The organism is Bacillus benzoevorans (genome assembly GCF_014207535.1).
GTDB lineage: Bacteria > Bacillota > Bacilli > Bacillales > Cytobacillaceae > Bacillus_BD > Bacillus_BD benzoevorans.
Genome location: NZ_JACHGK010000035.1, coordinates 1 through 14,288 on the forward strand (window position 1 = coordinate 1; position 14,288 = coordinate 14,288).

10 protein-coding genes and 1 pseudogene are annotated in these 14,288 nt (G+C 36.3%); 7 read left to right on the top strand and 4 right to left on the bottom strand.

What is annotated here, in order from left to right; translation table 11 throughout:
- Window positions 1-427: 427 nt before the first annotated feature.
- Window positions 428-997, bottom strand: a complete 570-nt coding sequence (locus HNR53_RS22495) for a DUF1836 domain-containing protein (RefSeq protein ID WP_184530321.1) — start codon at window positions 995-997, stop codon at window positions 428-430.
- A 208-nt stretch (window positions 998-1,205) separates the two neighbouring features.
- Between HNR53_RS22495 and HNR53_RS22500 the strand changes: the two genes are divergently transcribed.
- The 6 genes from HNR53_RS22500 to HNR53_RS22525 all read left to right on the top strand — a co-directional run bounded on the left by HNR53_RS22500 (window position 1,206) and on the right by HNR53_RS22525 (window position 8,505).
- Window positions 1,206-1,886 (top strand): SGNH/GDSL hydrolase family protein, encoded by a 681-nt coding sequence (locus HNR53_RS22500; protein ID WP_184530323.1) that lies wholly within the window; start codon window positions 1,206-1,208, stop codon window positions 1,884-1,886.
- A 488-nt stretch (window positions 1,887-2,374) separates the two neighbouring features.
- Window positions 2,375-3,361 carry a LacI family DNA-binding transcriptional regulator gene (locus tag HNR53_RS22505; RefSeq protein ID WP_184530325.1) on the top strand — a complete coding sequence of 329 codons (987 nt, stop codon included), beginning with the start codon at window positions 2,375-2,377 and terminating at the stop codon, window positions 3,359-3,361.
- Window positions 3,362-3,554: 193 nt separating this feature from the next.
- Entirely contained in the window at window positions 3,555-4,835 is a 1,281-nt protein-coding gene (gene hisD, locus HNR53_RS22510) for a histidinol dehydrogenase (protein ID WP_184530328.1), read from the top strand.
- Between the two features lie 34 nt (window positions 4,836-4,869).
- Window positions 4,870-6,183 (top strand): SLC13 family permease, encoded by a 1,314-nt coding sequence (locus tag HNR53_RS22515; protein WP_184530341.1) that lies wholly within the window; start codon window positions 4,870-4,872, stop codon window positions 6,181-6,183.
- 573 nt (window positions 6,184-6,756) lie between these two features.
- The gene (locus tag HNR53_RS22520) at window positions 6,757-8,058 is read left to right on the top strand and encodes a DEAD/DEAH box helicase (protein WP_184530330.1); all 1,302 of its coding nucleotides are present in this window, start codon (window positions 6,757-6,759) and stop codon (window positions 8,056-8,058) included.
- Window positions 8,059-8,133: 75 nt separating this feature from the next.
- Window positions 8,134-8,505: a nucleotide excision repair endonuclease gene (locus HNR53_RS22525; RefSeq protein WP_184530332.1), complete on the top strand. Its 372-nt coding sequence runs from the start codon at window positions 8,134-8,136 to the stop codon at window positions 8,503-8,505.
- A 506-nt stretch (window positions 8,506-9,011) separates the two neighbouring features.
- On the opposite strand, the gene HNR53_RS22530 is transcribed toward HNR53_RS22525, so the two are convergent.
- Entirely contained in the window at window positions 9,012-10,007 is a 996-nt protein-coding gene (locus tag HNR53_RS22530) for a zinc-dependent alcohol dehydrogenase family protein (RefSeq protein ID WP_184530334.1), read from the bottom strand.
- Between the two features lie 1,094 nt (window positions 10,008-11,101).
- On the opposite strand from HNR53_RS22530, the gene HNR53_RS22535 reads away from it, so the two are divergent.
- The gene (locus HNR53_RS22535; protein ID WP_184530336.1) at window positions 11,102-11,407 is read left to right on the top strand and encodes a hypothetical protein; all 306 of its coding nucleotides are present in this window, start codon (window positions 11,102-11,104) and stop codon (window positions 11,405-11,407) included.
- A gap of 954 nt (window positions 11,408-12,361) precedes the next feature.
- Here HNR53_RS22535 and HNR53_RS22540 read toward each other — a convergent pair.
- Window positions 12,362-13,491, bottom strand: a pseudogene (locus HNR53_RS22540) (IS256 family transposase).
- A gap of 110 nt (window positions 13,492-13,601) precedes the next feature.
- On the bottom strand, window positions 13,602-14,186 hold the full coding sequence (locus HNR53_RS22545; RefSeq protein WP_184530338.1) for a DUF4352 domain-containing protein: 585 nt from the start codon (window positions 14,184-14,186) through the stop codon (window positions 13,602-13,604).
- Between the last annotated feature and the right edge of the window lie 102 nt (window positions 14,187-14,288).

Consider the following 14,288-nt stretch of genomic DNA (forward strand, 5'->3'; position numbering starts at 1 on the left):
AGTGATATTTTAACAGAATATTGATGATGCTCTAACCGCGAATCAATGATGCTCAAATGAGCAACTTGGTGATGCTTTCTGAGTGAAATATTCAATAATAACAAGAAATTAGAACCAGAAGTTATTTATAATCGAAAAGGCAATAAAGGGGAGGTTATTATTGAACAGAAAAATAAGAATAGCATTAATACTTCTAATATGGGATTGGAACTTCCAATGTAGTGGGCTTTATTCCTCAAGGTGAAGGTGTTTATGTAAATGAGGCGTATGAAGATGCTGACGTGATTTTGACGGTTAATACGGAAATGGGAGTGGGGGATATCACATTTAAATTAGATAAATAAGCAAACGTGTATTATTTCTAATCAATAGTCACTTATTTAATATTGGGACTAGGGGACAGACCTGTCCCTCCTGTCTCTTTCCCCTAGTCCCTTTCTGAAGCAATATCACTTACTAATTTCTCAGCTGCACTTCGATATAGATTGCTCATTTGTACAAGGGAAGATATGAGCAGAACTTTGTCCAAATAGTTGGAGTCTTTATTGTTTATATTTGAAATTAGCTCTTTTGTTTCATCAAAATGAATGTGCAAATTACTGCTAAAATGCACTGAATTTAAGTTCATTACTTCAAGGTAGTAACTATAAAAGTTTTTCAGGTTAAAATCCTCATTAAGAATTTTATTGTTAAGTTCCTCAAGCAACTGCTTAATCTCATTAATTTTTAAACTACCCTTAAGCTGATAAATCAAGCAAAGGAGAATAATATGCTCCTTTGTATATTTTTTGTTTTTGATAGGGAGAAGCAGACCAGATTTAGCATAGTTGTTAATCATCGTTTTTGTAAGGACTTTTTCATTTAAATCACCGGTCGCTAATTTGTTATCAAATAGCTGAATAACCTGGTCCATATATAAGTCAATCTCAGGAATATCATCTAGTTCAATCCGATTTGCAATCTTCAACCTTTCAAGTAATTCTTCGACATCCACCATATAAAAACCTCAATTTCTGTATTAAATATGAATTCATCTTAACAAGAATTAAGCGGAATTTCAACAATTGCCACGTATCATAGTTTGTTATATAATTACATATAGTTATTAATACTATGTCATGTGGATTGGCGGTCTAACAATTGAATGCAATAATCTACTTTCAAGATTTAGAAAAATCCCTTGTATAATTGATTGGATGGTGGCTATGAAAATTTTATGTTTCGGAGATAGTTTGACTAGAGGCGTTTCTTTCGTAAATGGACGGTTAAGGATTCTGAAAAACAATTATCCCAATGTTTTACAAGATTTATTTAATAAAACAAATAAAGGGGATGAAGATATTCAAGTAATTAATAAAGGGGTATTTAATGATAATTCCAATCTACTCATTGAAAGGTTGGAACTTGATGTAATTAGAGAAAAACCTGAATATGTAATTATTGAAATAGGGGGGAATGATTGTGATTTTCCTTGGACAGAGGTTTCTCAAAAACCTAATGAAAATCACGAGGCAACGGTTCCTCTGGAAAGATATATAAATAACCTTGTATCTATAGTAGAAAAAGTAAGAAAAGAGGGAATTACACCTATCCTCTCTACTCTTCCTCCTTTAGACCCGGTTCGCTATTATCAAAGAATAACAAGAAACTTTAATTCACAAGTAAGTAACTGGATTTGCAAGGCAGGGGGCATTGAGTATTGGCATAGCAAATACAATAGAGCCATAAAAAAAGTAGCTGAAGAGTTGGATGTAAAGTTGATTGACGTCCGAAATGCGATTCAGTGTGCAGGAGACTTAAATAATTTAATAAGCGATGATGGTATTCACTTAACTGAAAGAGGATATGAAGTTTTTGCAACAGAAGTATTCCAAAAAGTTTATTAAATTTCAGGTTGAAATTATTTGAAATTGGAGCGATGCTGCTTAAAAGGGCATCCTTTTTTGTGTGCAAAATTAATTCTCCCTTTGAGAAATCCTTCTTATGTGCCACCATCCACATTTCAAAATGATGATTGAACACTTCTAATGAATGAAATTGCGAATATTGCTCATACTGTTCCATTGCACCTGATTTAATATTCAATCCTGCTGCACCAGCCCTTTTTCATTAGTTAGAAACCTCATGCATCTAACATAGCGGGAAAAAGAGCTAGAGGCGAATTTCAAAAAACGCGTTTTGTAGTCGAAAAACACTATTGTATGCATTTTTCAACCACAAAATGCCCCTTTTCCAGACCAAAACCGCAAAATTGGTAGAAATTGTGGAACCAGTTCCTTATTCTGCTTAAAACATGCTGATGGTGCTAATTGACAAGTTCGATTGTAATGTATAATTTAGAATAATATAGATTTGAGAGGGAGAGGAATTGATTATGAGAAACGAAATTAATGCAAAGGATGTTGCCAAGCTTGCCGGTGTATCACAATCTTCTGTTTCAAGGGTGTTTTTCGGTGGGGCTTCTGTTTCTGAGAAAACCCGAAAGAAGGTATTGGCTGCTGCAGAGGAGCTAGGCTATACTCCTAACGAATTTGCCCGAAGCCTCATTACCAATAAAACAAGAATTATTGGTCTGGTGATGAAAGGTGTGAAGAACCCATTCTATCCCCAGGTATTAAAGGAGTTTGCGGAAGCTTTTAAAAGATTAGGCTATAGTATTTTATTTGTCCAAACAAATCATGATGAGCTCCAAAAGGAAGATGTTGAAACGCTATTAAACTATCATGTTGCTGGGGTTATTATTACTAATGCGACCCTTTCTTTAAAAGTAACAGCCGATTTTAAAAAAAATAAAATCCCGCTCATTCTATTTAACCGGAAGGTCGAGCAACCAGATCTGTTTTCTGTCTGCACAAACAATTTGGAAGCTAGCCGGCAAATTGCGGAGTTTTTAATACAAAAGGGCTGCAAAGACATGGTGTATATTTCCGGACAACGTAATACATCAACAAGCATAGAACGCGAAAAAGGCTTTTCTGAAGTGCTCAAAAAGAATCAGTTGACATATAGAAGATATGATTCGGATTACTCTTATATAGGAGGATATCATACGGCTAAGCAAATCATTAATGAAGGTTGTATTCCTTCGGCTTTCTTCGTTGCGAACGATATTATGGCATTTGGCGTGTTAGACGCACTTCACGAGTATTCCATTGAGGTTCCTTCCGTAACAAAGGTTGTGGGATTCGATAATATCGATATGGCTAAATGGCCAGTCTATCATTTAACAACTTGGGAGCAGCCTATTTCCGAAATGGTCGATAGAACGGTGGAATATATGATGGCTGAAATTGAGGAATATACAGGGAGAGCAGAAAATGTAGAAATAGAAGGAAAATTAATAGAAAGGAGTACAACATAATACATTGACTTTTTTATATTTTTGAAATATTATTTAATTATAGTTTTTTTGCATACGTATTCAAAAATTTAATGCATGCATTTCTAATTTTGAATGCGCTTTCAAAACAACGAGTATGCTGCGGAATTTTGAATGCGTTTTCATTTAATAGTTTCTGCATACGTATGCAAATTATTTAAGGGGGGAGTTTTGAGTGGTAAAAGTAATTAAAGCTGGAAAAACAAAAGAAGAGGTTTCAAAAAACGACTTTGAAGTAGCAAAAATTGTTGCTGACGCTCTTAAAGAAGTAGAAACACGCGGGGATGAAGCGGTACGTGAGTTTTCAGAGAGGTTCGATAAGTGGTCTCCAGAATCATTCCGCTTATCTGAGGAGCAAATCAAGGAAATCGTTGCTAAGGTTCCGGAAGAGGTCATTGAGGATATTAAATTTGCACAGAATAATATTCGGATCTTTGCCGAAGCACAATTAGCCTCTCTTCATGATGTTGAAGTTGAGAACATTCCCGGTGTTATTTTAGGTCATAAAAATATTCCTGTGAATAGTGTTGGCTGTTATATTCCTGGCGGTCGTTATCCAATGGTTGCTTCAGCCCATATGAGTGTATTAACGGCGAAGATTGCCGGTGTGAAACGTGTCATTGCTTGCACACCGCCGATTAAGGGAGAAGTGCCAAACGCTACAATTGCGGCTATGCATTTAGCAGGGGCTGATGAAATTTATTTGTTGGGCGGTATTCAGGCGATGGCAGCAATGGCAATCGGAACGGAGACCATTCTGCCTGTTGATATGATTGTAGGACCTGGCAATGCGTTCGTTGCGGAAGCAAAACGGCAATTATACGGCCGTGTAGGCATTGATTTATTTGCCGGTCCAACCGAAACATTGGTGATTGCGGATGAAACAGCCGACGGGGAAATGATTGCCACTGATCTTTTAGGTCAAGGAGAGCACGGTCCAACATCACCATGTGCGCTAATTACAACATCTGAAAAGATTGCTTATGAAACACTAAAGGAGATTGATAGACAGCTGGAAATACTACCGACAGCTGATGTAGCAAGTGTTTCTTGGCGCGATTACGGTCAAATTATATTGGTTGACAGTATTGAAGAAGCTGTCAATGAGGCTGATAAACTAGCATTCGAACATGTTGAAGTATTAACGGAAAATCCTGATTACTTTTTAGAAAATATGACGAATTACGGCTGCCTATTCTTAGGACCGGAAACAAATGTTGCTTACGGTGATAAAGTAATCGGTACAAACCATACACTGCCGACAAAAGGTGCTGCCCGCTATACTGGCGGTCTTTGGGTAGGTAAATTCATTAAAACGGTTACTTACCAAAAAGTTTCTCCTGAGGCAACCGCGTATATTGGGGAATATGCGGCTCGTCTATGTATGCTTGAAAACTTTGCCGGTCATGCTGAGCAAGCTTTATTACGCGTACGCAGATACGGCAATAAAAAGTAATTGCTGATGTTTTCTAGGGAGGGGGATTAACATGATTTTAGGATTTATTGGTTTGTTTGGTGGATTAGCATTGCTAATCTACCTTGCAATGAGAGGGATGAACTTACTTATCGCCGCACCACTTGCTGCTCTATTTGTTGCAATTTTAAGTGGTTTACCGCTGTTTCCTCAGCTTGCTGAGGAAGGGGCAGTGAATTTCTTTTCGAACTATATGACAGGGTTTTCGGGTTTCATCGCCTCGTGGTACCTGATGTTCTTAACAGGTGCGATTTTCGGAAAGGTGATGGAAGACAGCGGTGCAGCGGACAGTATTTCCAAGTGGATTGTTTGCAAAATTGGCATGAAACGTGCTGCCTTAGCGATAGTGATAGCTTGTGCGGTATTAACATACGGCGGTGTAAGTTTGTTTGTCGTGGCTTTCTCTGTCTATCCAATGGCTGTCAGTTTATTTAAGGAAGCAAATTTGCCAAGACGCTTTATCCCAGCGGCACTTGCTTTTGGTTCTACCACATTTACAATGACTTCAGCCGGATCTCCTGAAATCCAAAACTGGATTCCAATCGAATATCTAGGGACCAATGCATACGCAGGCTGGCAGGTCAGCTTAATTGTTGCTGTATTTATGATGATTTTTGGTTACTGGTGGTTAACAAGGGCAATCAATAAGGCTGTTCGTAAAGGAGAAAGCTTTATTGAAAGAGAGACAGACCATTTTGAACAGCGCAGGGATCTGCCAAATCCAATTTTAAGCTTCATTCCTTTAGCGGTCGTATTACTAATTTCATTTATTTTCCATGATTTATTAAAACAGTCGGCGCTGATTATTGCATTAACGAGCGGTATTATCGCGACATATCTCATTAATCGCAAATATTTTTTGAATATTGGGAAGGCATTTACGGAAGGGACAACTGGGGCGATTATTGCCATTGCTAATACTTCAGCAGTAGTAGGCTTTGGCGGAGTTGTAAAAGCAACCCCTGCATTCGAACAAGCCGTTACTGCTATGACAAATATTCCAGGCAGCCCGTTAGTGGGCGGAGCGCTCGCAGTAGCCATTATCGCAGGGTTGACGGGTTCATCCTCTGGCGGACAGGCCATCGCACTGCCGTTACTCGCACCGCATTATTTAGATTTAGGCGTAGATCCGGAAGCATTACACCGAGTTGTAGCCATTTCTTCCGGATCACTTGATTCTCTGCCATCAGGCGGCTATGTTGTTACAACGATTCGATCCATTGCTGGAGAAACACATATGGATGCTTATCCAATGTTTGGTGCATTAACCGTTGTAGTACCGGCTATTGGCACAGTTCTAGCCGTTATATTATTTACATTAGGTCTATAATCAACCTCCTGATAACCCAACGGGCATTTAAGTTTGTTGGGTTTTTCCGCATAGTATAAACCATCCCAGTCCCTCTGGAATGCATTTCTTTATGTTGCGGAAGGCGGATGGTGGGACGAGGGGGCAGGTTTTGTCCCACCCTAAACATGTGGATAGATCGCTATGAAATGGCAGATTTTTTAGACGAATATAGAGTAAGAGACGATAATGGAATAGTGAATCTGGAGTAAACAATTGAAAATCTATAACAAGCTGAAAGTTTGTTCGATTCAATTTTGTACCATAAATATCTCAAAGGATTCAACAGTTGTAAAAGATCTATTAATAACAGCCCGGCAATTATCAGAATCACTAGGGTATTTCGGGGAAAAAAAGAGCTTGCAGAGTTCTTTTCTTTTTTACAAGCCTTATATAAATGTTTTTTACCTAAGAAATTATGAGAGCAAAAAAAGCGTATCCCTGAAAATACAACATTATTAATAAGAATTACTCTGCAAATACTAACCAATATGCTATATTAAATAAGCCTTTGTACAAAAATGCATTAATATAAGAAAAGAGACGTGATTAGCCTTGCTTGACTTTTTACAACTTGGTATTCGAAAAGAGATTAACCATACATTAAAGTCCTTAGGAATCGTAGCCCCTACTTCAATCCAAGAACAGACAATCCCATCAGTACTTGAGGGGAAGGATATTATTGCAAAAGCACAAACGGGAACAGGAAAGACGTTGGCTTTTGTTCTACCCATTCTTGAAAAGATTGATGTGCACAATTCGGATGTTCAAGCACTTATTTTAACTCCAACAAGAGAATTGGCTCAGCAAATTTCAAAAGAAATTAAGAGAATGATTGAGAACGTAGAAGGCATTCATGTGTTAGCCGTCTACGGTGGTAAAGATGTTGAGCAGCAATTAAAAAAGTTAAAAGGTGCCAGGCATATTGTCGTTGCAACTCCTGGTCGATTATTAGATCATATTCGCCGTGAATCCATTGATCTTTCAACGGTTAAGATGCTTGTGTTAGATGAAGCTGACCAAATGTTACATATGGGTTTTCTTCCAGAGGTAGATGACATCATTTATGAAACATTTTCTTCAAGACAAACAATGCTATTCTCTGCGACAATCCCAGAAGAAATTAAATCTCTAGCAGAAAAATATATGGTAGAGCCAGAATTCATTGAGGTGAAAGCAAAAAAGGTAACGGTTGAAGAGGTTAAACAAGTTGTAATTGAAACAACTGATCGGAGAAAACAAGCAACTTTATTGCATTTAATCCAGGAACATCGTCCTTTTTTAGCGATTATATTCTGTCGTACAAAAATTCGAGTCAGCAAGCTTCACGATGCATTGATTGCCAACGGGTATGAATCTGACGAGTTGCACGGTGATTTATCTCAGTCTAAACGTGAAAAAGCGATGAAACGTTTTCGTGATGCGAAATCTCAGTTTTTAGTTGCAACAGACGTTGCTGCAAGGGGACTTGATGTAGAAGGAGTGACACATGTCTTCAACTATGATATTCCAACGGATGTTGAAAGCTATGTTCACCGGATTGGACGAACTGGCCGTGCAGGCGGCGATGGGGTTGCCTTTACTTTCGTGGCTCCGAAGGATCTAGAGTTTCTGCGAATGATTGAAAAAGGGATTCATCAAAGATTGGAAATACAAGTGATTAAAGGAGTCAGCATTCCTGATCGTGAGGATTATCAGAGAGTAAACAGCGAGCAAATAAAAGAAAAAAAACGCTCAGAAGGTCGTAGAAGAGAAGGAAGGAATGCTACAGCGCCTTCTTCAAGTAAAAAACCGAATAATAGTCGGCCAAAAAGCAATTCAAGCACGTCAACAAGAAGTAGAAAACATACTCGTTAAAGAGTGGAACATATCGAATTTCTTTCCTATCTATGATAGCATAAATCTCAATACAAAAAGGGAACGTGATTAAACATGATAAAAATTAGCATACCTACTCCTGATATTACTATTACAGAACGTAAACAAATTCCAAAAGAAAATGAACCAGTAATCAAGGATATTTATGGGTTTATTGATTTCCATCTAATACCAAGAGATAAGGGCGGCATTTTCCTGTTTTTTAATAAAAATGATGAGCTGCTTTTTGTTGGAAAAGCACGGAAACTACGTCAAAGAATTAAAAAACATTTTGAAGATACTGTCTCACCTATAAAAATGCACAGAAACGAAGTATATAGAATCGATATTTGTTTAGTAGAAGATCCAATGGAACGAGAAATTTATGAAACCTATATCATTAATGAACTCAAGTCGAAATATAACGTTGATAAAGTATTTTATTAAAAGTTTAACTAATTTAGCCAGAAGTCCCCTTCCTCAAGGAATGAAATGAGTAGGTGGGGGATGAATGGCTATTTTTTGTGCTTATTCCTGTATTAAAAAGGTGATTACTGGCATCACTATTTACCACCTCTGCCATCATTTGTACCAGTCTATGCCAAGGAATTTTCCATGCTGTGCCAACTCCCAACAATAAAAGACTTCTCTAAAACACAATTTTGAAAGGTATGGCATCGTCAGGTAAAATGCGGATTAATCTGTATGAAAATTTAAATAAAAAGCATAATTTCTCAGTGTTCTAAGTGAGAAATTATGCTTGAATTACTTAATAAAAGCGCCATTTAATGGAATAACTACACTATGGTCTCAATCCTAAAATTACTCTTATTTCTTATTGTACTAACGCACCCGTTTAAGTAGAAACATTCACAATCTCTTCTAACTACACAATAATTAAAATTCTAAGGAAAGACCGCCTTTGTTACATATTCTTAATGTAACTTCTAATTTCACCAGTTGTTTACTAAAACAATTTTACCAATTGCTTTATTAGCCTCATAATATTCATGTGCTTGGGCTATTTCGTCAAAGGTAAATTGTCTTTGAGCAAGTAATGGTCGAAGTTTTCCTTCCTCAATAACAGGTGTAATATTCTTCAATACATCTCCGTTTATATGACGAAATTCTTCATGAAGAATAGGAATCTCTGTGAATACAACATGGAAATTCAATGATTTTAAAAGAAATGAACTAAGGTTATAGTCTTGACTTACAGCAATCGCCACAATTGTTCCATATAAAGAAGCAGCCTCAATCGAATTCTCAAGGTTTTTACGGTCGATGGTATCGAAAATATATTTAAACCCTTTACCATCTGTATACATATTCACATAGTCTTGTACGGACATTTCTTTATAATTGATGACAACATCGGCTCCAAACTCTTCCGCAATTTGAGCTTTTTCTGGTGAAGAGACGGTTGTATATACCTTTGCACCTAACCATTTTGCCAACTGAATAGCAACATGCCCTACTCCGCCTGCACCACCATGAATTAGAATCTCGTCTCCAGCTCCAATATTGGCACGTTTCACTAGAGCTTCCCAAGCAGTGATTGCGACAACTGGAAGGGCTGCTGCTTCAGCAAATGATAGGTTTTTCGGCTTATGAGCAAGTAATCTAGCATCTGCTGCCATGTATTCTGCTAAAGCACCACTCGTACCTTTAACACCACCTGCAAAACCGTATACCTCATCACCAACTTTAAAATCAGTAACTCCTTCTCCGACTTCTGTGATAATACCAGCTACATCGCCATGTAAAACAGCTGGAAATTCAGGAGCAAATTTAGCAAAAACTCCACTGCGTATTTTTGTATCAAGGGGATTTAAACTTGTAGCCTTTACCTGAATTAAAACATGTATGGATTTCACTTCAGGAACAGGAATCTCTTCTAATTGAAAGACAGATGCGTCACCAAAAGAACGAATAACTTGTGCCTTCAAATAAATCACTCCTCTATAATTCAATATAATAAATATACTATTTTAAATTATAAAACTATTTGCACTAAATTGATACTAAATGTGTTATTGCACTAACCTGCGATAGTTTAAGTACAATCTTTCACAAATACCACACTAGCATTAACATAAGTATTCATTTTTTCTGGGGAGGTTCAAAATGAAATATTCAATCTGGTAAATTGCATGTCATTCATTGGTAAATAAATTGTCAATCGGTGGTAAAAAGTATGTCACTTCTGGTACATTTCAATGGTAGTAATCAATGAGGCGTTAACAGGGGGAGTAACGGGTTCTCTTTAAAGGTACAAAACAGTAAATCGCAATAAAAAATAGAGTGAGAAATCGCAAGTGATTTTCTCACTCTATTTTTTATTGCTAAATCAATGTTTTTAATAAAATAGCAATCTAAATCACATAGTAAATAACAATTTGCGAATAAATATTCTCTATCTGCTAATTGAATAGCTAAAATAAATGTAAATTACCATCTGATTACCCTGTGATTGAAATAAACGGAAAAATTCCGTTTAAATTAGGAAATGCTTATATTCCCCTCGAAAATAAAGGTAGTTTTTCCGTTTATATTATTCAAATCCTTGGATTTTTCCTTATTTAGAGGTATTAATCGGAAAAGGGTCTTTTATATTTATATATGGTTCGTTTTGCACCGAATTGGGATGGGAAGTCGGTACAATTTATGGATGGGGAGATTCAAGAACATCATTGCATGTACTTCTCGAATATCGATATTGACAAGTTTCGTAGATTATGAAATTATTATATTAGTATCCTCATTTTCCCTCTAGAATCTTTTATCCATGTTAACATACTCCACATAATTAAATTCTTTAGGAAAAAATATCTTCCATATAATGACAGCGATTTCAGAAAAACTTTTTAGTCATCTCCGTTTTTTACCTTTACTTTCCTTCTTTAAAAATCTTTCAATTTTTTTAATAAAAAACAAACTTGAAAGGGGTGGTTATATGTAAAATACGCTGCGTCTTTAAGCAAGCTAGGGAAAGGTCTATCATTTTTTCGTTAATAAATGAATATTACAAGGAGGAAAACGAATGGGTCACGATATCATAGGATACAATAAATCAGGAAAAGAAATAGCTTATGCGCGTTTTGGTATGAGTAATTATAATGCTATTATACTGTACAGCTTACTTGATGCAGAAAAATACTACGCAGGTGTCAGCGGCTCAGGTCACATTACTAGCTTCTCAATACAACAGATTGAAAAAGCATATCAATTATTTAAAAGTGGTGAATTCCTGATGGATCAATGGGATCGAAAGCAAATTTTGAATTTTGTTCAAAACTGTTTAGCGGCTGCACAGAAAGAAGGGAGTGTAAGAGTGGCTTTTTGTTAATTTTTTATTAAGATGTTTGTTTAATTTCCCTTTCTTGCAATTTCTTTCATAGATAATAATAATTTGCACCCATCTCCAAGCCAGCTTTTTATACTACTTTTCATCCCCTAATAATAAAGACATCTAATATCACCTCGATACAACCAATCCTTGTACTCCGTTTAATTTAACTAATGCTTTCATTTCCCAAATACAGAAAGAATTCCATTAGCTTTTTAAAACGTGAATAGATCTATGAAGAACGTGTTTACTATATGTATAAGGTGTTCTAGAAAAAGATAACGTGTTTAGGGATGGAAAAAGTGACTTCGGCAATAGAAGACAGGCACTTTTATTAATCTATAAGTCAGCCCATTATTAGATTGAACTGATATTTGTAAATTCCCATCTTTTCAAATAAGCTTAAGTTATCATTGGTGTAGAAAGGTTTTTGTTAAATATGGTGGAAAAGATAAAGGAACTTTCACTGTTACTGCCATATTTAACATCATGGAAAGAAAATGATTTACCTAGAGAGATGAGGAGATGTTGTTGGTACGAGAAATTGATTTCATGGCTGTTCTACTAAGAAGAAAACATTCTGAAGAAGATACATACAGAAAACAACACAAATGTATCAGTAATCCCATGCCCAGGGAAAAAAATCATAAAGCGTAATGAATAGGCTATATCTTCTTAATTTTTAACTACAAATTATGGGTCTGCGGAAAATTTTGTGTAAGTAAAATTTGACAATCTTCGCAAGGCAAGAAGTAATAGGTATAGAAAATAGATTAACCGTTAAAAATAATAATGGCTTTTACCATAAAACAGGATAGGGTAATACAAGAAGTGCAACCCGAGCGGTTTTATGGTTTTTACCCTAAAACGGACGGAATAGTTCTGTCCGTTTTTTTTGTCCGTTTTAGGGAAAACAAAAGCGATAAACTTCAGGGGTTTGGGTGGCGTCCCCAATTATGATGTTTGATTCAAAATCTCAAGCTGGCTCAAGATCATGTCCCAATTGCTGTAACGCATGGTCCATTTTTTCGTAATATTTTGAGTTGCCAAGTAAAGCATTTTTCTCAAACTATCATCATTAGGAAAAATAGACTTTGTTTTTGTCACCTTTCTAAATTGACGATGCAATCCTTCAATGATATTCGTAGTATAAATTATTCTCCTAATTTCCGGCGGATATACAAAGAAGGTAGATAAAATATCCCAATTTTCTTCCCATGATTTAACCACAGATGGATAGTCTTTGCCCCATTTTTCTTTAAATTCTATGAGTCTTTCCATGACCATTTCTTCGTTGATTGAAGTGTAGATTAGTTTTAAATCAGCGACAAATTCTTTTATATGTTTATAAGAAACATATTTAGTACTTGAACGGATTTGGTGAATGATACAACGTTGAATACCGGCAAAAGGGTATACGGCTTGAATGGCCTCTCTAAATCCTGTAAGCCCATCTACACAGAAAAGGTTAACCGTTTTTACCCCTCTCGTTTTCAAATCGTTCAACACACCTAACCAAAACTTACTACTTTCATTTCCACCAACCCAAATGCCTAATATTTCTTTATATCCTTCATTGTTAATTCCCAACATAAAAGGATAATAGGCTTCAAGTGGACGGCTTTGCCACTCATTTACTTGTGGCATAATCTTTGCACTAATCTTACTAACTAGCTCAGAAGAAATCTCAATATTATAGAGATCTTTAACTTGTTCCTGGATATCCCTTGTAGACATCCCGTGAGCGTAAAGAGACAGAATTTTTTCTTCTAGACCGTCCACATTTCTTTGGTATTTGTCCAAGATTTGAGGCTCTTACGAGCCATTTCTGTCTCGAGGAACGTTTACTTCAACTTCACCAAATTGCGTTTTTAATTTCCGTTTTGTTGAGCCATTTCGGTAATTGCTAGGTTCATCGCTTGGCGCTGGTGTTTCTCATAACCTAGCTGCTCATCAATTTCACATTGGAGTACTTCTTCCAAAATATCAGAAAACATTTCTTTTATCGTCTCCATAATTTGATTGGTACTTGTGAATTTTTGTTCCTTTACAATTTCTTTGATTAATTCCTTTGGTAATTTCATGTCGAAAAATCCTCCTTAGCAAAAATTCATTATCCTAATTCTTGCCAAGGAGGATTGATGTCAACTTATTTACACAACATTTTCCGCACTGTCGGCTTTTATAATAATTCCTACTTCAATTTAACTGTCTTGTACTCTCCACCGGACCATCCTAAGCCTGATGAAAGTTGTAAATCATAAGTAGCTAAATCGGCAGGTACTTCAAAGACAATTTTTCCTTCTCTAGACATTTGAGGATTAACTTCTTCTAGGAACAAATTAGCATCCCCAAGTAACATCATAATATCAGCATCTTGCATTGGTTTAAATTCGTTATCCCCTGATTTAATCCTAAATAGTTCCGAATCCACCATTCGAGCCTCTGAATCGAGATTCTTTATAGTGTAATCCACAACAATGAATTTCCCTGTTGTCGTTTTACTTTCTATAAATTCGTTATCACTTTTAATTTCATTTGTCTCATTTGCGCCTTTTACTACATATTCGAATTTTTTCAATGTAACTGGCTGACCAATGCTTAATACTTCTTCTTTTGTCTCCTCATCTTTTGTGGTGTTATCACTCAGTTCTCCTGCCTTTTGGTCTGTAGTGGAATCTTCGTCTTCACCGCCACATGAAGCGAAAGCAATGACAATAATGATGATTAGTACCCAAAACCACCAACGCTTCCAAATGGGCTTACTTTCTTTTGCCAAATGTCATACCTCCCTCTATAAATGCTGATTTATCAACGGTTTAAGCCGTTGGTGGGGTGTCAAAAAAATATTTTTCGACACGGCCTCTAACAATATTTTGAT